This is a genomic window from Bradyrhizobium sp. HKCCYLRH3099, from assembly GCF_051167855.1.
Classification (GTDB): domain Bacteria; phylum Pseudomonadota; class Alphaproteobacteria; order Rhizobiales; family Xanthobacteraceae; genus Bradyrhizobium.
Window position 1 is genome coordinate 22,557 of record NZ_JBNPTW010000029.1, and the last position, 20,065, is coordinate 42,621.

General features: G+C 67.5%; 15 protein-coding genes and 1 pseudogene. 8 read left to right on the forward strand and 8 right to left on the reverse strand.

Features of this window, described 5'->3' with window-relative positions; translation table 11 throughout:
- Positions 1–7 precede the first annotated feature (7 nt).
- Together ACQR1Y_RS33755 and ACQR1Y_RS33760 are read right to left on the reverse strand one after the other, a co-directional pair.
- Positions 8–1,288 (reverse strand): MgtC/SapB family protein, encoded by a 1,281-nt coding sequence (locus tag ACQR1Y_RS33755; RefSeq protein WP_434879910.1) that lies wholly within the window; start codon positions 1,286–1,288, stop codon positions 8–10.
- A 22-nt stretch (positions 1,289–1,310) separates the two neighbouring features.
- On the reverse strand, positions 1,311–2,540 hold the full coding sequence (locus ACQR1Y_RS33760) for an APC family permease (RefSeq protein ID WP_434879909.1): 1,230 nt from the start codon (positions 2,538–2,540) through the stop codon (positions 1,311–1,313).
- 343 nt (positions 2,541–2,883) lie between these two features.
- On the opposite strand from ACQR1Y_RS33760, the pseudogene ACQR1Y_RS33765 reads away from it, so the two are divergent.
- The 5 genes and pseudogenes from ACQR1Y_RS33765 (at position 2,884) to ACQR1Y_RS33785 (ending at position 8,404) form a co-directional block, all read left to right on the forward strand.
- A pseudogene (locus tag ACQR1Y_RS33765) lies at positions 2,884–3,336 on the forward strand (hypothetical protein).
- A gap of 357 nt (positions 3,337–3,693) precedes the next feature.
- Positions 3,694–4,833 (forward strand): RNA ligase RtcB family protein, encoded by a 1,140-nt coding sequence (locus ACQR1Y_RS33770; protein WP_434879908.1) that lies wholly within the window; start codon positions 3,694–3,696, stop codon positions 4,831–4,833.
- Entirely contained in the window at positions 4,830–5,453 is a 624-nt protein-coding gene (gene prfH, locus ACQR1Y_RS33775) for a peptide chain release factor H (RefSeq protein ID WP_434879907.1), read from the forward strand. Before ACQR1Y_RS33770 ends, prfH begins: the two co-directional genes overlap by 4 nt.
- Positions 5,454–5,699: 246 nt before the next feature.
- The gene (locus ACQR1Y_RS33780) at positions 5,700–6,899 is read left to right on the forward strand and encodes an IS4 family transposase (protein WP_434879906.1); all 1,200 of its coding nucleotides are present in this window, start codon (positions 5,700–5,702) and stop codon (positions 6,897–6,899) included.
- 248 nt (positions 6,900–7,147) lie between these two features.
- Complete coding sequence (locus ACQR1Y_RS33785; RefSeq protein WP_434879905.1) at positions 7,148–8,404, forward strand: Hsp70 family protein; 1,257 nt, start codon at positions 7,148–7,150, stop codon at positions 8,402–8,404.
- 9 nt (positions 8,405–8,413) lie between these two features.
- Here the strand turns inward: ACQR1Y_RS33785 and ACQR1Y_RS33790 are convergent, their stop codons facing one another.
- The 3 genes from ACQR1Y_RS33790 to ACQR1Y_RS33800 all read right to left on the reverse strand — a co-directional run bounded on the left by ACQR1Y_RS33790 (position 8,414) and on the right by ACQR1Y_RS33800 (position 13,097).
- Positions 8,414–9,970: a hypothetical protein gene (locus ACQR1Y_RS33790; RefSeq protein ID WP_434879904.1), complete on the reverse strand. Its 1,557-nt coding sequence runs from the start codon at positions 9,968–9,970 to the stop codon at positions 8,414–8,416.
- 290 nt (positions 9,971–10,260) lie between these two features.
- Positions 10,261–11,652 carry a hypothetical protein gene (locus ACQR1Y_RS33795; protein WP_434879903.1) on the reverse strand — a complete coding sequence of 464 codons (1,392 nt, stop codon included), beginning with the start codon at positions 11,650–11,652 and terminating at the stop codon, positions 10,261–10,263.
- A 17-nt stretch (positions 11,653–11,669) separates the two neighbouring features.
- Positions 11,670–13,097 (reverse strand): hypothetical protein, encoded by a 1,428-nt coding sequence (locus tag ACQR1Y_RS33800; protein ID WP_434879902.1) that lies wholly within the window; start codon positions 13,095–13,097, stop codon positions 11,670–11,672.
- Positions 13,098–13,462: 365 nt separating this feature from the next.
- Between ACQR1Y_RS33800 and ACQR1Y_RS33805 the strand changes: the two genes are divergently transcribed.
- Complete coding sequence (locus ACQR1Y_RS33805; RefSeq protein ID WP_434879901.1) at positions 13,463–14,011, forward strand: GNAT family N-acetyltransferase; 549 nt, start codon at positions 13,463–13,465, stop codon at positions 14,009–14,011.
- Here the strand turns inward: ACQR1Y_RS33805 and ACQR1Y_RS33810 are convergent.
- The gene (locus tag ACQR1Y_RS33810; protein ID WP_434879900.1) at positions 14,008–15,054 is read right to left on the reverse strand and encodes an alpha/beta fold hydrolase; all 1,047 of its coding nucleotides are present in this window, start codon (positions 15,052–15,054) and stop codon (positions 14,008–14,010) included. The two genes, ACQR1Y_RS33805 and ACQR1Y_RS33810, sit on opposite strands and share 4 nt — an antisense overlap.
- Positions 15,055–15,198: 144 nt before the next feature.
- On the opposite strand from ACQR1Y_RS33810, the gene ACQR1Y_RS33815 reads away from it, so the two are divergent.
- On the forward strand, positions 15,199–16,746 hold the full coding sequence (locus ACQR1Y_RS33815) for a winged helix-turn-helix domain-containing protein (protein WP_434879899.1): 1,548 nt from the start codon (positions 15,199–15,201) through the stop codon (positions 16,744–16,746).
- 160 nt (positions 16,747–16,906) lie between these two features.
- Positions 16,907–17,077, forward strand: coding sequence for a Flp family type IVb pilin (locus ACQR1Y_RS33820; RefSeq protein WP_434859816.1), 171 nt, complete (start codon positions 16,907–16,909; stop codon positions 17,075–17,077).
- 122 nt (positions 17,078–17,199) lie between these two features.
- Here the strand turns inward: ACQR1Y_RS33820 and ACQR1Y_RS33825 are convergent, their stop codons facing one another.
- Positions 17,200–17,604 (reverse strand): four-helix bundle copper-binding protein, encoded by a 405-nt coding sequence (locus tag ACQR1Y_RS33825; protein WP_434879898.1) that lies wholly within the window; start codon positions 17,602–17,604, stop codon positions 17,200–17,202.
- Between the two features lie 347 nt (positions 17,605–17,951).
- Positions 17,952–19,937 (reverse strand): primary-amine oxidase, encoded by a 1,986-nt coding sequence (locus ACQR1Y_RS33830; protein WP_434879922.1) that lies wholly within the window; start codon positions 19,935–19,937, stop codon positions 17,952–17,954.
- Between the last annotated feature and the right edge of the window lie 128 nt (positions 19,938–20,065).

Below are 20,065 nucleotides of genomic sequence, written 5' to 3' on the forward strand. Positions count from 1 at the left end.
GGCGCGGTCATGGCTGCAGGACATGAGCAAGGCTCGGCATCAAGGCGCCGGCCCATGCAGCGGCGATGACGAGGGTCAGGCCGGGGATCAGCCGCAGCGCAAAGGACGAGCCGCCGCTGGTCCAGGCCACCACGATCTTGCTGATCGTGTTGGCCGACAGCGCCGCCAGGATCGGAACCACTGCATCAGCCGCGCCGATCTTGCCGGACGCCACGAGCGTGGCCGCTGCCATCGCCGGCGCGTGCGTATCGACGAGACCGGCGACCCCCGCGCTCACCACCAGACCGGTCTCGCCGAACGCCTCGCGCAGGCCCGCTGACAGCACCAGCACCGCCGAGATCGTCAGCGCCAGCAGCAGGGCGCCCGGCAGGCTGAAGGCGTGTCCCGGCGGCAGGTCCGCCGCACCGCTCGATCGCAGTCCGGAGATCGTGAAGATCGCGCCGTAGATCACGGCGGCGGCGCCGGCGCATAGCAGCGGAACGAGCAGCGCATGCAGCGCCGGCAGGCTGGTTGCCGCCAGCACCGCCGCGAGCTGAACGATCGTGGCGACGGTGGACAGCGTCGCGCCGGCGGCTGCGGCCCCGCTCAGCTCCGGCGCCTTGCGTGCGCGCGCGCCCATCGCGCCGATCGTGGCGGTGCTTGAGACGAAGCCCGAGGCGAAGCCGGAGACCGCCAGCCCGCCGCGCGCGCCGAGCAGCCGCATCGCGACATGCCCGGCCGCGCCGATCGCCATCATCAGCACGACGAGCATCCAGACGCCGCGCAGGTTCAGTGCACCAAACGGACCGATCGGCTGATCGGGCAGCAGCGGCAGCACGACGAACGTCGCCGCCGCGAAGATCAGCCCGTCCTTGAGCTCGCTCTCGCTGAGCACCGAGCGGACGAAGCCGTGAAGCGCCGGCCGCGCCGCGAGCAGCACGGCCAAGACGACGGCGACGCCTGCGGCCAGGGCCGGACGCTCGACGGCGAGGCCGCCGAGCAGCACGGTGAGGATCAGCGCCGTCTCCGACGTCAGCCCGGGATCGTCGCTGCGCGCGCGCAGATAGGCGATCGCGGTCAGAACCATGATGCCGGCCGCGACGACTGCCAGCAGCAGCTTGCCGCCGGTCAGCATGCCGATCGCCCCCGCAAGCGAGGCCGCGGCGAAGGTGCGGAGGCCCGCCGCCGAACGCCCCGGTCCCTCGCCCTTGCGGCGCTCGCGCTCGAGCCCGATCAGCAGTCCGATGCCTAGCGCGACGCCGATCGCGACGATCTCGGGATGGACGCTCATGAGCTCCGGCATCGACATGGTCCTGAAGGGCCCTTCCCGCTCACGGCGCCACGAAGGCGCTGATGATCATCAGCAGGCAGGTGACGAGGCCGAGCACGGGGACCCAGAGCGGCACGCGCACGAGGGCGCGATCGGAGCCGATGTGCATGACGCGAATGCGCAGCAGGCACAGATTGACGATGGCGAAGATCGTCAGCGTCGCGAGCGAGGTCCCTTCCGCCAGACGCTCGAGCGGAAAGGCCAGAGCGAGCAGGATCACGGCCAGCACCACGAGGCCGGTCGCGATCAGCGGCGTGCCGGTGCGCGGATCGACGCGGCCGGCGATGCGCGGCAGGTCGCCCTGCTCCGCCATGCCGTAGACGACGCGGGCCGTCATCGTCATTTGCGCGAGCACCGTGTTGAGCGTCGACACGATCGCGATCGCGGTGAAGGTCGCAGGACTGATGCCCGCCACGGCATTGAACACCAGGCTGAGCGGCGCCGGCGAGGCCGCCAGCACGCCCGGCGGGACGGCGCTGACCGCGATCGCCGCGATCAGGACATAGAGCACCGATGTGATCAGCAAGGTGAGCGCCATCGCGCGTGGAATGTTCCGCTGCGGGTCCTTGGCTTCCTCGACGACATTGGCGAGGTCCTCGAAGCCGACGAAAGCGAAGAACGCGAGCAGGCCCGCGAAGGTGATGCCGGAGAGGATGCCGAGCTCGAGCGGCGGCGGCGTCAGCAAGGCCGGGGCGAACGAGACGCCGGAATGGACGGCCGAGACGACGATCCACACCAGTCCGCCGGTCTCGATCAAGGTCAGCAGGCCGGCCAGCATCACCGATTCCAGGATGCCCCAGGACGCGACCACGCCCAGCGCGATCACGATCGCCATCGCGATCACCGGCGTCGGCATATCGATCAGTTGCCGGATGTAGCCGGCGCCGCCGAGCGTCACCGCGGCGGCGGCGATGATGCCGGTGGCGAGCCGCAGCGAGCCTGTCGCAGTGGACAGCAGCCGTGACTTGAACGCCGCCCTCACATAGGCAGCCTCGCCGGCACTGACGGGATAGCGCGTCGCGAGCTCGGCATAGGACGCGGCGGTGAACGCCATCACGAACGCCGCCAGCGCAAACGCCCAGGACGAATAGCTGCCGGCATGCCCCGCGACCGCGCCGATCAGGACGTAGATCCCGGCCCCGACGGTCACGCCGGTGCCGTAGAGGACGAGCAAGGCAAGCCCGAGCCGCCGCCGCAAGCCGGGCGTAGGCACGATTTCAGTTTGCGGCACCACGAGGTCCATTCTTCGTCACGACGGCAACAGAGGTTGTAGGGGCTTAGATGACCGAACGCGAGCGCTCTTGATCCCGGTCAATCGGAGTATGCGCCCCACTCCCGGCGGCTGCGGCATTCGGCCGCCCAGCGATTCATCGCGAAGCGCTGATCCAGATGCCTTTGCGCTCTCGCGGCACAAAGCGCCCGAGCTGTGCTGATCGATCGCCCCCTGTGCGGGCGATTTGAACCACATCTCGCCGACGGCCGACAGATGATCCGGCATTTGGTCCAGCAGGTGTGGCTCCCGTCGCGACGGCGTCGCCGGGTTGCGCATGTGACGGCCTGGGAGACGGACGGCAATGACGGAGGCGATCGCGCGTTCACGCCGCCTCGGCTCGATCGGCAGCCTGGTGGGACTGCTCGCTCTCGTTGCAGCGATCCTGCCGCACTGGGTGCTGCCGATGATCGATCCGCCGCCGCCCATCGACAAGGTCATCGTCGACGTCGGACACCGCGTCAAGGACCGGCTGGTGGCGCACATCAAGGGCGTCGACGACTAGGCGCCGGCGCGCGAGAGATCGTGGACCGACCGGCTGCACCAGCAACTGCCCCTGACCGCGGTGTCGCTCGGCCTCCTCGCGATCATCCTCGGCGTGATCGGCCAGCTCCGTCGCGAGGAGCGTCACATCGCGGCGATGGCGACGACGTTGGGTGGCTGCGCGATCGCCGTGCAACTCTCCTTCGTGCTGATGGGCATTCTGATCGTGATGGCGATCATCTATTTCGTCGGCGATTTTCTGGCGCTGTTCTGATCGCGGGATGCGCGTGGCTTGCCGGCCGCGGGCGGATGCGCCGTTGTCGCCGCGCGACCTCACCACGTCATTGCGAGCGACCCGGATCAAATGAGGCATCCGTGTCCTGGGCGTCACAGCGCGACAGCGATTGAATTCCGCACATTGCCAATGCGATCGTGATGTGATTAGTACGCGGCCGGCGTCGAGCATTCCGCTCCGCCGAACGAGGAGAGAGCGATGACTGCGATCATCCGTTGCTCCGCCAGGAGCCGCCGGGCCTGATCCTCGCGTGAGGCGAGGTGTGGCCAGGCACGCGTGCGTTCGCGCGCGCTGTTAGTCCCCTGCCATATCTCCTGATCTCTCCAAGGTACCCACATGGGCAATTCCCATCGCGTGGACGGCCGTGCGCCGGTCCACGGCTTCTACTCGTCCAGCTCCTGGATCGAGGGCGCCGCCGTGCGCCAGCTCGAAACGGTGGCTGACATCGACGGCGTGCGCGCGGTCGCCGGCCTGCCGGATCTGCATCCCGGCAAGTTCGGCCCTGTCGGCTGCGCCATCCTCGCCGACCGCATCCATCCGGCCTTCGTCGGCGCCGACGCCGGCTGCGGCATGGCTTTGTATCAGCTCGATCTCGCCTCGCGCCGCATCCGCGTCGACAAGGCGGCCGACCGGCTGCGCGACATCGCCAAGCCTTATGTCGGCGACATCGCAGGCGAGTTGGCCTCGCATGGGCTGGCATCGTCCGACTTCGACACGTCGCTCGGTACGATCGGCGGCGGCAATCACTTCTGCGAGTTGCAGGCGGTCGAGCAGGTGTTCGATGCGACCTGCGGCATCGATCGCGATCGCGCCTTTCTGCTGGTGCATTCGGGCTCGCGCGGCCTTGGCCATGCGCTGCTCGAACGGCAGGTCACTGATGGCTTGAAGCCGCTCGCGCCTGACAGCGCGGATGGCCAGGCCTATCTCGCGGCGCATGACCACGCGTTGCGCTGGGCCCGGCTCAACCGCGGCCTCATCGCGCGGCGTGCGGCCTCGGCGTTGCGCTGCGAGGCCGATCCCGTCTGCGAATGCTCGCACAATTGCGTGGTCCATCGCCGCGAGGGCGTGCTGCACCGGAAGGGGGCAGCGCCGTCCGACCAGGGGCTCGTCGTCGTGCCGGGCTCGCGCGGCGCGCTCTCCTACCTGGTCGCTCCGCTTGCCACGGCGCCGAAGGAGGCGCTGTGGTCGATCGCGCATGGCGCCGGACGCAAGTTCGATCGCTCGTCGATGATCGGCCGGGTCGGCGCCACCAAATCGGATCGCGAGCGGCTGGCGCGCAATCCGTTCGGCGGCCGCGTGATCTGCGAGGACCGCGCGCTGCTCGCCGAGGAGGCGCCGGAGGCCTACAAGCCGATCTCCGGCGTGATCGCCGATCTCGAAGCGTTCGGACTCGCACGCGTCGTCGCCAGCTTTCGGCCGCTGGTGACGGTGAAGAAGATCGCCACCGAGCGGCGGCCGAAGGAGGACCGCCGATGAGACGGCTGCTCCTCACATCGGGACGCGGTCCGGCGGAATGCCGGATCGCGGTCGCCCATGCGCTCGCGCGGCTCGCCAGTGAAGCCGAGGCCGCGGAGTGCGACTGCGCCATCGCGCACGGCGACACGGATCGGCACGGACCGGCCAGCGCGATCGCCGTGCTGGACGGGCCGAGCGCCGACGCGCTCGCGCAACGCTGGACGCGGGGCTCGCTGCTCTGGGTGTGCCGCAGTCCGCTGCGACCGCATCACGGACGCAAGAACTGGTTCGTCGGCGTCGTCGACCTGCCGCTGCCCGCGCAGATCCCGGCGCTGGCGACCGGCGACGTCAGGTTCGAGAGCTTCCGCGCCGGCGGTCCGGGCGGCCAGCACCAGAACACGACCGAGAGCGCGGTGCGCGCCGTCCATTTGCCGAGCGGCCTCGCGGCGATCGCCCGCGACGGCCGCTCGCAGCACCGCAACAAGGCGCTGGCGCTCGCGCGCCTCGCCGCGCTGCTCGACGGCCGCGCGCGCGTCGCCGAGGCGGGTGAGGCCCGCCTGGTGCAGGCCGCGCATGATGGCGTCGAACGCGGCGCCCCCGGCCTGCGCTTCGAGGGCCCGGCGTTCAGGCCGGCGGGGTGAGCGAGGTGCGGCGGGGGAATGAAACTTTCCTCGCCGCTAGACCCGCGCCCGGCGAAAACCACCCCGCTCGCGAGCGGGGTGGTCGCATGACGTTCCGAGTTTTGCGCCCGCGTGTCTCCACGTCGTCATGGCCGGGCTTGTCCCACGGCTGTCCGGTACGAAACGTGCTTGAGAATGTGCACGGCGTTGATTCTGTTCAGGTTCAGAAGGTTGCGAATCGACTGAACACGAAACGAGGTCAACGCCGTGCGGCATCAGAATAGCGTGTTTCATCAAGTCTTGAAGTTTGTTCCCTGGGACGTTTTCGATGGGCTTGTGGAGAAACACGGCTCGGATTTGGCGCTCAGAAAACACCGAACCAAAGATCACTTGATTGCGATGCTGTACGGTCAATTGTCCGGAGCGCGCAGCTTGCGGGAAATTGAGCTGGGGCTGAAGAGCCAGGAGGGCGCGTTCTACCACCTCGGTGGCTGCACGGTGGCTCGCTCGTCGCTGGCGGAGCTGAATGCCTCGACGCGGTCGGAGCAGGTATTCGTAGGGCTGCTCGCGGCCCTGATGCGGCAGCTTGAAAGCGGATATCGACGCAAAATCGCGGATTGCGTCCGCTTGATAGACTCGACAAGCGTCCGACTGAGCAGCGTTAGCCAGGACTGGGCCAAGTTCTCGGCCGGCGTCTGTGGCGCCAAAGCTCACATTGTCTACGACCCGGATGCCGATCAACCACTCTATCTTCTCGTCACGGCCGCCAACGTCAACGACATTACTGCGGCGAAGGCGATGCCGATCGAGCCGAAGGCGACCTACGTGTTCGATCTCGGCTACTATGACTTTGGATGGTGGGCGACGCTCCACGACAAAGGCTGCCGGTTCGTCACGCGGCTGAAGGCCAACACCCCGTTCGAGATCGAATTTTCGCGCCCGGTCGATCCCGGGTCGTCGATTTTGAGCGATCGGATCGGATATCTTCCAAAAAGGCTTGCGGCCTCTCGCAAGAACCCGATGTCGGCGCCGGTACGTGAACTCCAGGTGGTGATCGATACTGGTAAGGTTCTGCGGATCGTGACCAATGATCTGCAAGCGAGCGCGCAGGAGATCGCCGACCTCTACAAGCGTCGTTGGGCCATTGAACTGTTCTTCCGCTGGGTCAAGCAGACCTTGAGGATCAATCACTTTCTCGGATGCTCGGAGACCGCAGTGCGCATCCAGATCGTTGTCGCACTGATCGCCTTCCTGCTGCTGCGGCTGGCTCAAGAGGCGACAAAACTTGTCGCCAGCCCTCTTGCCTTTGCCCGCCTCATCCGAATGAACCTCATGCACCGGCGCAGCATGCTCGATCTCATCTCCGGCCCTGGCGAACCAGACACCGGGCAACTCCATTTGGAACTGCTCAGAAGACCCGAACAGGCCTCCAAGCGACTTCGCCCCCCAATGAAGGAAGCCGCATGAAGCAGGAATCCTGCCGGACAGCCGTGGGACAAGCCCGGGCATGACGGAGTCACTAACTGGCAGGATTCGTCGTCGGTACGGCCCATTCCCACATCGATTGCGGTGAACGCCGGTCGGAGGTCGCTGCGCGGGTAAGCCATGCGCCATCTGCGGATTTCTTGTCCCCCTCATGCCTCACATTCGCACATGACATTGCACTGCAAAACGGCTAAGCGGTCCGCCCTCCCCGGACGGAAAACGAGACGAGCATGGCAGCGGCCCATTGCGGCATCGACTTCGGCACTTCGAACACCACGGTCGGCCTCAGCGATCCCGCCTGCGCACAGCTCATCGCGCTGGAGGGCGAGCAGCGGACGTTGCCGAGCGCGATGTTCTTCGATTTCGAGGATCACGGCGTGCAGTTCGGGCGCGCCGCGATCGATCGCTACCTGACCGGCCATGACGGCCGCTTCATGCGCGCGCTGAAGAGCATTCTCGGCACCGCGCTGATCCACGAGAAGACCTACATCCGGCAGAAGGCGGTGCCGTTCTCCGGCATTCTCGGCTTCTTCTTCGCGCATCTGAAGACGCAGATCGAGACGCGGCTGGGCCACGAGATCAGCCAGGTCGTGCTCGGCCGCCCCGTGCGCTTCGTCGACAAGGACGACGCGGCCGATGCCGAGGCGCAAAACGCACTCGAGCAGATCGCGCGCGAGCAGGGCTTCAAGCACATTGCCTTCCAATACGAGCCGATCGCGGCCGCGCTCGATTACGAGCAGCAGGTGAATCGCGAGGAGCTGGTGCTGATCGTCGACATCGGCGGCGGCACCTCGGACTTCTCGATCGTGCGCGTCTCGCCGGAGGGGCGCGGCAAGGCTGACCGCGAGGACGACATCCTCGCCAATGGCGGCATTCACATCGGCGGCACCGATTTCGACCGGCTGCTGAGCTTGAAGAGCGTCATGCCGCATCTCGGCTATGGCAGCCTGACCGCCGACGGCAAGCGCGAGCTGCCGACCGCCTATTATCACGAGCTCGCCACCTGGCACCGCATCAACCAGCTCTACAAGAAGGGCGTCGTTCACGAGCTGCGCCAGATCCGCTACGAGGCCGAGCGGCGCGATCTCGTCGATCGCTTCATCAAGGTGGTCGAGGAGCATCGCGGCCATACGCTGGCGATCGGCGTCGAGCAGGCCAAGATCGCGCTCACCGCGGCGAAGTCGCTGACCTCGGTGCTGTCGGAGAAGGACGAGTGGGCGCGCATCAAGTTCACGCGCCGCGATTTCGACCGCGCCATCGCCGATTCCGTCGCGCGCGTCGTCCGCACCGTGACGACGCTGCTGGATGATGCCGCGGTGGAGGCCACGGCGATCAACACGATCTTCCTCACCGGCGGTTCGAGCATGGTGCCGGCGCTGCGTGAGGCGATCCTCGCGCTGTTTCCGGCAGCACGCGTCGCCGAGACCGACCTGCTCGGCAGCGTCGGCATCGGACTTGCGCTCGACGCCCGGCGCAAGTTCGGCTGACCGCGTGGCTCATTCGCTGGAGGCGGTCGCGGCCGACCGCGCCGGCCTCCGCGACGCGCTCTGCGAGCGCGTTGCGGGCTGCGATACGGCCGGCGCCGTGTCGACGACACGGACCGGCGCTGTCCTGGCACGACCAGATCGCGCACCGGTCGTGCCGGTCCGCGCGGGCTCAGCGGTCAGGATGATACCCCAGGGCCCCGGATTGGCCGAAGGCGAAGACCCCGAGCCGGTCCGCCTCGCGCGCTGCGCCCGCGGCGGCTCGGCACGTGGTGCCGGGACCGGCATGAGGGCGGCGTCGGCAGGCGCCTCCACACGCGACGTGACGTCAGGCGCGACGGGCTCGGCCTGCGCAGCAATGGCGAGAAGCGGAGCAGGTTCGGCCGCAGCAGCGAGCGGCGCAGGCGATGCGGCTTCCGGCGGGGGCGCGTCCACGACCTGCTCGTCAGGCAGGGCGGCAACAACCGGAGCCAAGACCGGAGTGGCCTCGCTCAGGACGCCGGTCGTCTCGTCGACCAGCTTGTGAAACATCTGGCCCGGCACCAGACACCCCGCGACCGTCAAGGCGGCGGCCATGCTCGGGCCAAGCCCGACCTTCATGGATCGTATCGGAGCCGGCAGCGTGGCAGCGGCGCGCCAGACCAGGTCGACACCGGCCGCCGCAATGAACGCCGCAAGACCGAGGCTGCCGCCGACCATCGGCAGAACCGTCGAGGCCTGAACCAGCACCAATGTGAGGGTCAGCGCGGCCACCATCGGCTGCAGCGGTCCGGACAGTCGCTGCGGTGACGACATGCCGAGAAAGCACCCGGCATAGTAGGCATCGACGAGACAGCGCTGGTCGGGCCAGAGCGCCTGCATGATCGCCATTCCGGCGAACGCCAGGGTGGCCGAGGCGAAGGTGCGGTCGGCCCGCCCCGCTCTTGCCACCTGCGGAAGCCGCTGGACGAAGATGGTCAGGAACGTCCCGGCGACACAGGCCGCAAGAATGGCGAGCGCGCCGGCGAACTCCTGGTCGAACTGATTGAGATGCGCAAGACGCAGGGATTCGCCGTGTCCGGCGAGCCATGGCCCGAGCGTCACGAACAGCAGCGATCCGATCGCTGCCAGCACGCCCAGTCGACCGCCATAGCCCTGCAACAGCACGATGCGCCGCTGCACCTCGACAGCCGTCAGAAGGCAGAACAGCAGGCCGCAGAAGATCGACAGCAGATAGAGCGACGCCTCGTGAGGCAGTCCCGTGCGCGCGACGCTGTCGCTGAGCTGTCCGATCGGCGTCATGCCGCTGAAGCTGCCGCCATAGACCGAAGACGAAAAGGCGGTCGCCGCCAGATTGTCCGGGGACGCAATGACCAGACCTGCGCACAGCACGACCGTCACTGCCGCCGAGGCCAGCGCGGGTGACAGGCCCAACGCGCTCAGCTGCAAGGTCGCGAGGCAGCCGAGACCGGCGCCCACGAACGAGACCAGAAGTGCGACCGGGAGATCGAAACGCCGCGGCCGAGGACGCGGCTCGTACACGACCGGCAGGCCTGGTCGCCATGCCGTGCAATCAGAGGCCTGCTGCATTGGCGAACCACCCCCCTGTGGATCGGCCGGGTCCCCCCCGCGGCCCCCACCGCCAGACGAGACCCGCTAAGCACCGCGTTGTGCACGATGATGTCGAAACATGGCGAAACACGCGCAAACCTGTGGCGATGGCAGGTTATCGCCGTAAAAAGGCTGACGGTCCGCCGTCACGGCCCCGCTGATGTGGACCGGATCGGGCGTCCTCTCGGCACGGGTTACGCGTCCTGCCGTGCCATGTTGCGCGGCCGCAGCGGCACCACGCCCGCCCGATGGCACCTTGTTGAGCGTGCTCAGCGTCGCCGCGGTGACCCATCCTGCGGAATCCGTCGCGGCGGCCGCGGCGTAGGCGGGGACACGCGCGACTGACTGCGCGCGGCAGCAGCGGTGTGGCGCGGCGCCGTGGCAGCCTTGGTGCGCTCGCGCTGTTTGCGGCGCCTCGTGTCCAACGGACGGGGATCGGCCTGAGGCACCGGTTGAGGCGCCGCGTGACGCTCACGCGGCTCGTGGGGCAGCGATGGCGGAAGGGTCAGGAACGGCGGTGCGGGCGCCGGCTCCGCAAATGACAAGGGCTCATCGACCGGGACCTCAGCCTCCATCGCAATGCCTGACAGCTCGTCCTCGTCGGCCGGCGGCAGCAGAATCGATTGTGGGTCCGCGCGGTGTTGCCATAGGAGCAGATCATTCGGCAGCAGCACCGCGGCAATCGCGACCGCTGTGGCAAGAGACCTGCCGATCCCGATCAGCGCAGGGCGGCTCAGCGACCGCGTGGCGGCGTCGATGATGCGACGCCCGGCGTCGACGCTTGCGACCGCCACGAAGGCCGCCAAACCGAGGCTGCCGCCGACGCTCGGCAGGACCGGCGCCGCCAGCAGCAGCAGCATCGTCAGCGTAACGGCCGCCAGCAGCGGCTGCATCGTCCAGCGCAAGCGCTGCGGCGACGACATGCCGACGAAACACCCGGCGTAATACGCATCGGAGAAACAGGCATCGGCCCCGGTGAGCCGCTGCAGGATGACGAGTCCCGAGCAGGCCACGGCAGCCGAGACGAACACCCGCGACGCACGTCCCGCATCGGCCACGCGCGGCCATTTCAGCGCGAACAGGGTCGCGAACATCCCGACGCTGCAAGCCGCCAGCATCAGCAGCGCGTGGCCGGGGCCCTCGTGGTAGCCCGGCAGCCCCGCGATGCGCAGCGGCGTCCGCGCGGGGCCGAGCATCGGAATGAGCGTGAGGAAAGCGCACGAGCCGAGCGCGGCAAGCGCGCCGAAGCGGCCGCCATAGCCCTTGAGCAGCACGACGCGCAGCCGCACCTCGCCGGCGCAGACGCAGCCGAAGACGAGACCGCAGAACAGCGACAGCAGGACGAAGGAGCTCTCGACCGGCAAGCCGGCACGGGCGACGCTTTCGCTCAACAGCGCGACCGGAGTCATCCCGCTGAAGCTGCCGCCAAAGACCGAGGAGGAGAATGTCGCCGGCAGCAGACTTCGGGTCGGCGCCGCAACGATGCTGGCGCAGAGCAGCAGCGTGGCAATCGCCGATGCGATCGCAGGGGTCAGGCCGAGCGTGCTCAGGTGCAGCGTCGCGAGACAGCCGAGGAAGGCCCCGGCGAAGGACGCGAGCGGTGCGGCGTGGAGTGAAGGACGGGGCTTGCCGGAAGCGCCGGGCTCGGGCGACCGCTCCATCTCCTCGGGGTCCATTGTCACGGACCTGCCAAGGTCGACGGATCGGGTTGCCATTCCGGAGCGGGCTGCACCTCGTGCCGGGCCATGATGCGGGTCCGCGCAATCGCCGGCGGAACGGCGCGGATCTGCGGACGCCTTACCGGCGCCGCCGGCGTGGCAACGACCGGGCCAGGGCGGATTCGCCGGGACGGCTCTTCGGTGATCGTGCTCGCGGGCTCGCGCGAGTCTTCTGCGGCGAGCGGCGCACCGGCCTCGGGGCGCAGGATCTGCGGCGGCAGATCGGGCGGAATCGCGGGCGGCGCAAATGGTCGGCTGGGCGACGAGGTCTCGCCGCTGATGTCCACCGGCGGGGTGACGGGCCGTACCTGCGGTTCGACGGCGCTGTCCGCTCGGACGATTGGACCGGCCGGCAGCAGCGGCCGTTGCGACAGCATTTCACTCGACAGCAGCACGGCAAGAATCGCGGCTGCGGCGAGCAGCCCTCGCCCGAAGGCCACCATCGTCTGCCGCGGCGATTCCCCGGCCTCGACGAACAGCCGGACCGATGCATCGACGAAGACGACCGAGACGAAGGCGACATAGCCGAGGCTGCCGCCCACCGCCGGAAGGATCGGGAAGGTCAGGATCAGCAGCCCCGTCAGCAGCACCGCCGCGGCCGCGGCCTGGGCGAGGCTGCGCAGGCGCCGCTGCGTCGACATGCCGAGAAAGCACCCGGCATAGAAGGCCTCGAGATCAGCGGCATCGCGGCCGAGCAGATGCAGGATCACGAGACCTGCGAACGCCAAGGTCGCGGCGGCGAAGATGCGCACAGCGCGGCCCGAGCCGGCAACCGGCGCCCAGCGCAATGCGCCCATCGTCGCCAGCATGCCGGCGCTGCACAGCGCCAGCGTGATGGCGGCATCGAGGAGACCGAACTCCAGCACGCCCCTGCGTGAGATCGGAAACAGCTCGCCGCCCGGCCCAGCCAGCGGCGCCAGGCCGACGAACAGGAACGATGCGACCGCTGCGAGCGCGCCCAGCCGGCCGCCATAGCCGCGCGCCAGTCCGCCCTGCACCCACATGTCGAGCGCACAGCCGAGGCTGAACACCAATCCGCCGAACAGTGACAACAACACGAAGGCGGCGTCGAGTGGCAGCCCGGCGCGGATGACGCTGGCGTTGAGCAGTGCCACCGGTGTCATGCCGATGAAGCTCCCGCCATAGGCCGAGGAGAAGAACGTGCCGGGCACCAGCGTCGCCGTCCGCGTCAGGATCAGCGACGCGCTCAACAGCAGCGTGGCGGTGGACGAGGCGATCGACGGCGACACACCGGACGCACTCATGTGCAAGGTCATGAGGCAGCCGAGGAAGGCGGCGATGAAGGAGGCCAGCGGCGGACAGCCGAGCTGAAACAGCTCCGAGCCGTAGAAGGGAATTGGCCGGCTGAGTTGCCGCGTACGCCACATGCATGGATCGAACGCGCGCTGCGCCTGCGACCTACGCGACTGATGTCCCGCCGTCCCGCGTTTCATTTCCAACACCTCATGGGCGCAACCCTGAGCCCGCCCCGCCTATGATACCTCCGGCGGTTGTACACACGCTGCATCCTTGCAATTGCGTGTGTTCGATTAATGCACCGCAATGCAGCGTTGTGGAAGCGTCGGGTTCCATCACGGGAACGAAAGTTCCCCGTAACCTTAATTCGGCTGAGACTCCTTATGAATCAGATGGATAGCTTTTTGATGGGCGGTCGCGGCAAGGGCTTGCCGTCCGCATTGGTTAACGACAGGATGTCGCATGCTCACGCCCACGTTGCATACCGCCCGCCTTTTTGCTGCGCCCGCTGACGGTCGCAGACGCGCCCGCGATCCAGCGCCACTTCAACAACTGGAACATCATCCGCACCCTCGCCGCCGTCGTACCCTGGCCCTATCCGGACGATGGCGCCGCGACCTTCGTGATGCTGCAGCTCGACAAGATCGCGGCCGGCGAGGAGATCTATCAATGGGTACTGGTGCTGCGGGACGGCGATGGCACGGCGATCGGCAACATCCACTTCCGGCCACGCGTCGAGTCACGCAAGGGCCACCGCGGCTTCTGGCTCGCAGAGCCCTATTGGAATCAGGGACTGATGAGCGAGGCGATCGCCGCCGTGAACGACTTCGCCTTCGGCCCGCTCGGGCTCGATCATTTCCATGTCTGCAATGTCGCGAGCAACGCCGCCTCGCGCCGCGTCAAGCAGAAGACCGGCGCAGAGTTCATCGGTCATATCGCACTCCCGCACCACAATGGCGAGACGCGATCCGAGAAATGGATCGTGCGACGGGAGGCGTGGCTGCGCCATCGAGGTTCGCAGCCGCTTCCCGCCGGAGACCGCTAGACGCCGGCCGTCACGTCGATCACCGCCTGCGCAAAGGCCCGCGGCGCCTCCTGCGGCAGATTGTGGCCGATGCCGCCGGTGATCAGGCGGTGCTCATAGCGGCCGGTGAATTTCTTGGCATAGGTTTCCGGCGCGGGATGTGGCGCGCCATTGGCGTCGCCTTCCATCGTGATCGTGGGCACGTTGATCGCGGGAAACGTCGCGAGCTTCGCTTCGAGCGCATCATACTTCGCCTCGCCCGCGACAAGACCGAGCCGCCAGCGATAATTGTGCACGACGATGTCGACGTGATCCGGATTGTCGAAGGCTGCCGCGCTGCGCGCGAAGGTCGCATCGTCGAACACCCATTGCGGCGACGCCGTGCGCCAGATCAATCTGGCGAAGTCGCGCCGGTTCTTGTCGTAGCCCTCGCGGCCACGCTCGGTCGCGAAGTAGAACTGATACCACCATTGCAGCTCGGCGGCCGGCGGCAACGGCATGCGTCCGGCCTGCTGGCTGCCGATCAGATAGCCGCTGACGGAGACCATCGCCTTGCAGCGCTCCGGCCACAGCGCGGCGATGATGTTGGCGGTGCGCGCGCCCCAATCATAGCCGGCGAGCGTCGCCGCCTTGATCCCGAGCGCATCCATCAGCGCGACGATGTCGGCGGCCACCGCGACCGGCTGGCCGCTGCGCAAGGCCGTCGGCGACAGCAGCCGCGTCGTGCCGTAGCCGCGCAGATGCGGAATGATCACGCGATGGCCGGCCGCGGCCAGAGCCGGCGCGGCGTCCGCGAAGCTGTGGATGTCATAGGGCCAGCCGTGCAGCAGGATCACCACGGATCCATCGCCAGGACCGATCTCGGCATAGCCGATACTGAGCTCACCGGCCGTGACCTGCTTGATCGGGCCCAGCGTGGTTGAGGTTCCCGGACGGATCTCAGGCAGCTTCGCCGCGCTCTTGAAGCCCTGCGCCCGGACGGCGCCGGAACCGAGCTGAAGCGCGGCGATGGCGGTTCCCGCAAGCGTGAGGAACTGGCGACGGTCGTGAGGGACGAAGGGCATGACGGATCTCCGGATTGGGGTCTGTCCTCCCTTGTGCGCCCTGCTGTCCAGATGCGCTTGGAGACGGCATTGATTTTTCCTGGAGAGCAGCTTGATTCTGCGGCTCCCGAGGTCCGATGGTGAGCCGTTCCCGTGGGACCAGACATGGCGGCGCATGTGGTGTTTTGCTTCGACGACTTCGTGCTGGATCCCGGCCGCCGCGAGCTGCGCCGTGGCGATGTGCTGGTCGCGCTGGAACCGCAAGTGTTCGACCTGCTCGCTTTCCTGGTCAGGACGCGCGACCGGGTCGTCAGCCGCGACGAGATCCTCGCCGAAGTGTGGGGCGGGCGCATCGTCTCCGAGGCGACGCTGGCGAGCCGCATCAGCGCGGCGCGCAGCGCGATCGGCGACAGCGGCGAGACCCAGCGCCTGATCCGCACCATCCCGCGCAAGGGCATCCGCTTCACGGGCGAGGTCCGTGAACCGACAGCCAGCATGCCGGCTGCCGCGACCGCGTTCGATGGCCCCGCGATCGCGGTTCTGCCGTTCACCAATATGAGCGGCGATCCGGACCAGGACTATTTCGCCGACGGGATCGCCGAGGACATCATCACCGCGCTGTCGCGTTGCAGCGGCCTCGTGGTGATCGCGCGCAACTCGTCCTTCAGCTACAAGGGGCGGGCTGTCGACCTGCGCGAGGTCGGACGCGAGCTCGGCGTCGGCTACGTGCTCGAAGGCAGCGTGCGTCGCGCCGGCGCGCAGCTGCGCATCAACGGGCAGTTGATCGATGCAAGGTCCGGCGCACATCTGTGGGCCGAGCGGTTCGACGGCCAGTTGGACGATGTCTTCGCGCTGCAGGACCGCATCACCGGCAGCATCGTCGCTGCAATCGAGCCGACGCTCGAACAGGCGGAAGGCGAGCGGCGCCGGACCATGCCCTCGCCGCATCCCGCGGCCTATGATCTGCTGCTGCGCGCCGCGAGCCTGCGCGACGCGTTCACGCCCGGCAGCCTCGCCGCGGCGATCGCGTGTCTCGACGAGGCGCTGGCCATCGATCCCGCCTACGCGCCGGCGATGGCCGCGTCGGCCTATTGCCAGGCGCTGCGCCACTTTCAAGGCTGGAGCGAAGCCGACGAGAACTATCGCGAAGCCGCCGTCGCGCGCGCTTGGCAGGCCAGCGAACGCGCGCCGAACGATGCCCAGGTGCTGTGGATGGCCGCGTTCGCGATCTGGAACATGGCCGACGACATCGCGCCCGCGCGCGACATGTTCAAGCGATCGCTCGACATCAATCCGAACTCCGCCGTGGCGCTGACGCTGAGCGGCTGGATCGAAGCCATGGCCGGACATGCCGCCGAAGGCCGGGCGCAGATCGAACGGGCGCAGCGCCTCAATCCGCGCGATCCGCGCAGCTGGCTCGCCGCCGGCGCCATGGCCGTGTGCGCCGTCGCCGACGAGGATTTCGCCAGCGCGATCCACTGGGCCGAACGTGCGCTCGCCCAGAACCGCCGCTTCGCCGTTGCGCTGCGCGTCCTGATCGTCGCGCGCGTCGGCGCCGGCGATCTCGCTCGCGCGACGGAGGCCGCGCGTCAGTTGCTGACGCTCGAACCGCAGCTCACGGTCTCCGGTTTCCTGGCGCGAATTCCCTTCCCCGTCGGCCGCATGGCCACAACCTACGCGGACTCTTTGCGCGCGGCCGGCGTGCCGGCCTGAGGCCGCTGCGTGCAACGACACCGGCTACAACTGGAATTTCTGCCATTTCGATCCAAGTGAGGAAACTTGGCGACAAGCCATTCACACTACCTTAGGTTCCATCCCGTAGTTTCGCGGTCACTGCTCCATGAGGGACTTCGCCTGATGGCGAAGGGGATCGATGACGACATTGCTACTCAAATTTTATGAAGATGAATCGGGCGCGACTGCCATCGAATACGGCCTCATTGCCGCCGGCATCGCCCTCGCCATCATTACCATTCTCAACAAGCTCGGGCTCACGCTCGAAGGCATCTTCACGACGCTCACGACCAAGCTGAACGGTGGCTGATACTTGCCGTCTGTAATGGCGTTCTCAGGGCCGGAGCAATCCGGTTGCCATGGTCGGACAGGCCGGGCCTCGTGCCCGGCCTTATCTTTTGACACACTTCTTTTTACACACTGCGCGGCGCCTCAATGCGCCATGTTGCGGCCAGCATCCTCGCAGGCGCTCATGCAGCGGCGGCAGGATTCGGCGCAGATCCGGCAATGCGCATGCATGCCGGCGTGCTGCTCGCATTCCTCCGCGCACAGCCGGCACGCGGCGGCACAGGCATCGAGCATGCGGCGGATCATCTCCTGGTCCGAGCCGGTGCGCCGCGTGGCGAGGCGGCCCGTGATGTTGCAGACATCGGCGCAATCGAGGTTGAGCCGGATGCACTGGGTCAGTTCGGCGACGCTCTCCTCGCCAAGACATGCATCCGCGCAGGATGTGCAGATCTGGGCGCAGGAATAGCACTCCTCGATGCAGCGGATCAGCGCGTCATCGACCTGCCCGCGGACATGCGGATGGGTTCCGATCATTTGTTGGGCGTGCATGAGACCTCCCATCAGTCAGCCCCCGCCTCGCGTCAATGATCGCGCACGGAAAAGGTTCTAGAAGCATGATGCGATTTCACTGAAACCCACCATCACGCGACGAAGGCGGTGCGCTCCCCTGCCCCTTGCGTGGAGGGGTTTGGGGGTGGGGGTCCCCGGGCGATGAGCTTCGTTTGGACGTCGGCCAAAATGGAATCCCGGAGGTGAGACCACCCGCGGGGACCCCCACCCCCGACCCCTCCCCGCAAGGGGGAGGGGAGTGGACAGAGCGGTGCGGATGCCGGGTGACAACCGGCATCCACCTCTGCTCCGCCGCGTGTCAGCAGCTTTGTCACCGACAGCACTGCTCAGTGACAGCAACTGCCGCCATCCGTGCCCGCCGTCCCCTCTGCACTCAGCACACTCTTCGCATTCCGCTCCGCAGGAATGTCGAACCCGGCATTGGCGGCGAAGAAGCCGACGGGCTTGAGCATGAAGCCCGCATACTCCACCGGCATGATCGGAAAGTCCTCCGGCTTGCACACATGCGTGTGCCCGAACGAATGCCAGACGACGATGTCGGTGTTCTCGATATTGCGGTTGTGCGCGATGTAGCGCGGCAGGCCGTCGCCGCCGGCGTGCACGTTCGGATAGTCGCCGCTCGCGTATTTCTCCGCCGGATCGTAGGCCGTGACCCAGACATGCTTGGTGGCAAAGCCGCCGCGGCTGCGCACGAAGCTGCCCTCCTGCGCCAGCATCACCGGGCTCGGATTGACCACCAGCTTGTAGCCGGGCGCCGCGCCGACCGAATTACTCTCGTTGGGATTGGAGATCTTCCAGTAGCGCCCGGTCTCGCCATTGGCGAGGCGCGCCGCGTCGCGCTCGCGCGCCAGCACGCGGCTGGTGGTGTCGAACACGTTGCCATGCGGATTGTCGCGGCCCCACGGCCGCGGCACGAATTCGTGCTCGGTGACGGTGTTGCCGCCGCCGTCGATGTCCATGTGCAGGCGCGCGTTGAAGAAATGCTGGTGCGTCGGGCCGCCGAGATTGTCATCGACCATGCCGCCCCAGGGATAGGTCGCGCCGGGCGCCACCGCCGCGGTCTGGATGATGCCGGTCAGCTTGCATTCGAGCTGGATGGTGCCGTCCTGGTACAGGTACCAGTAGAAGCCGTAGTCGTAATTGCCGACGGTGGCGAAGAAGCTGATGACGAGCCGGCGCGAGCGCCTCACCTCGAACAGGCCGTTGCGGAACTCGTAGTGCTTCCAGAGGATGCCGTAATCCTCCTCATGCATGCAGATCGCGTTCTGCATCACGAACGGCTCGCCCTTGCTGTCGGCGGCGGGCACGTCGAAATAATGAATGTTGCCGAGGCAGTCGCAGCCGAGCTCCAGCGCGTTGGCGAGCATGCCCAAGCCATATTCGCCGGCATCGAACGCCGACTTCCAGAAATGGTTGGCGGTCGGATCGGCGTAAGGCACGACCATCTCGGTGACGCTGGCGCGATGGATGATGGGGCGTGTGCGCTCGCCGTCCTGATAGCACAGCCGATGGAGCACCAGGCCCTCGCGCGGCGTGAAGCCGACGCGGAAGCTCCACTTCTGCCAGTCGACCTTCCAGCCATCGACCGTGAAGCTCGGCCCCTGCGGCTGCTCGATGTTCAGCGGCTTGATGTCGGTGCGCGGCGCCGTCACCTCATGGGCGCCGTAGTTGCGCTTCTTGCGCGGGATCGGAACGACCGGATCTTCATCCGTCAGATCGAGGACCCTCCCGGCGATCAGGTCGACCACGGCGACCACGCCCTCGATCGGATGCGCATAGCCATTGTCCTGCGGATGCTCGCGGAAATAGCTCACGGCGCGCACGATGCGGGCGCCGCGCTCGAACGGCAGATCGAAGAAGCCCGACGAGAACGGATCGACCTGCACCAGCTCGATGTCCTTGTCGGTGAGCCCACGACGATGCATCGCCTTGCGCCAGCCGGCATCGGCCTTCACCGCGGCCTCGCAGCGGAAGAACTCCTCCAGCATGACCGGGGGCTGGCCGTAGGGTGCCTCGCGGTTCGGCACCACCTTGCGCGCGACGACGGCCTCGGCGCCGAGATCAACGACATGCTCGATCGACTCGCCGCTCTGGATGTCGAGCGAGACCACGAAGGCCTTGCGCGGCAGCGCCTGCCCGCCGTCGGCGGCCACGAGTTCCGCCTTGGTTGGCTCCTCGAGCCGCACGATGGGGAAGCGGCAATTCTCGGCGGATGCCGCGCTCGCACGCACCAGACGGCAGGCCGCGGCGATCTCGTCCGGCGTCAGCGGATCGAGCGGATGGCTGATGGCGATTGCGGCGATGTCCTGCACGACGATCTCCTGATAGGGCCGGTCATGGCGTGCGAGACTGCCAATCAGACGCAGGACAGCGTTATCGAAATCGGGCAAGATCGCACGCCGGACCGGCCGGCGGGCCACGCTGGCGCGCGTCTTGCAAC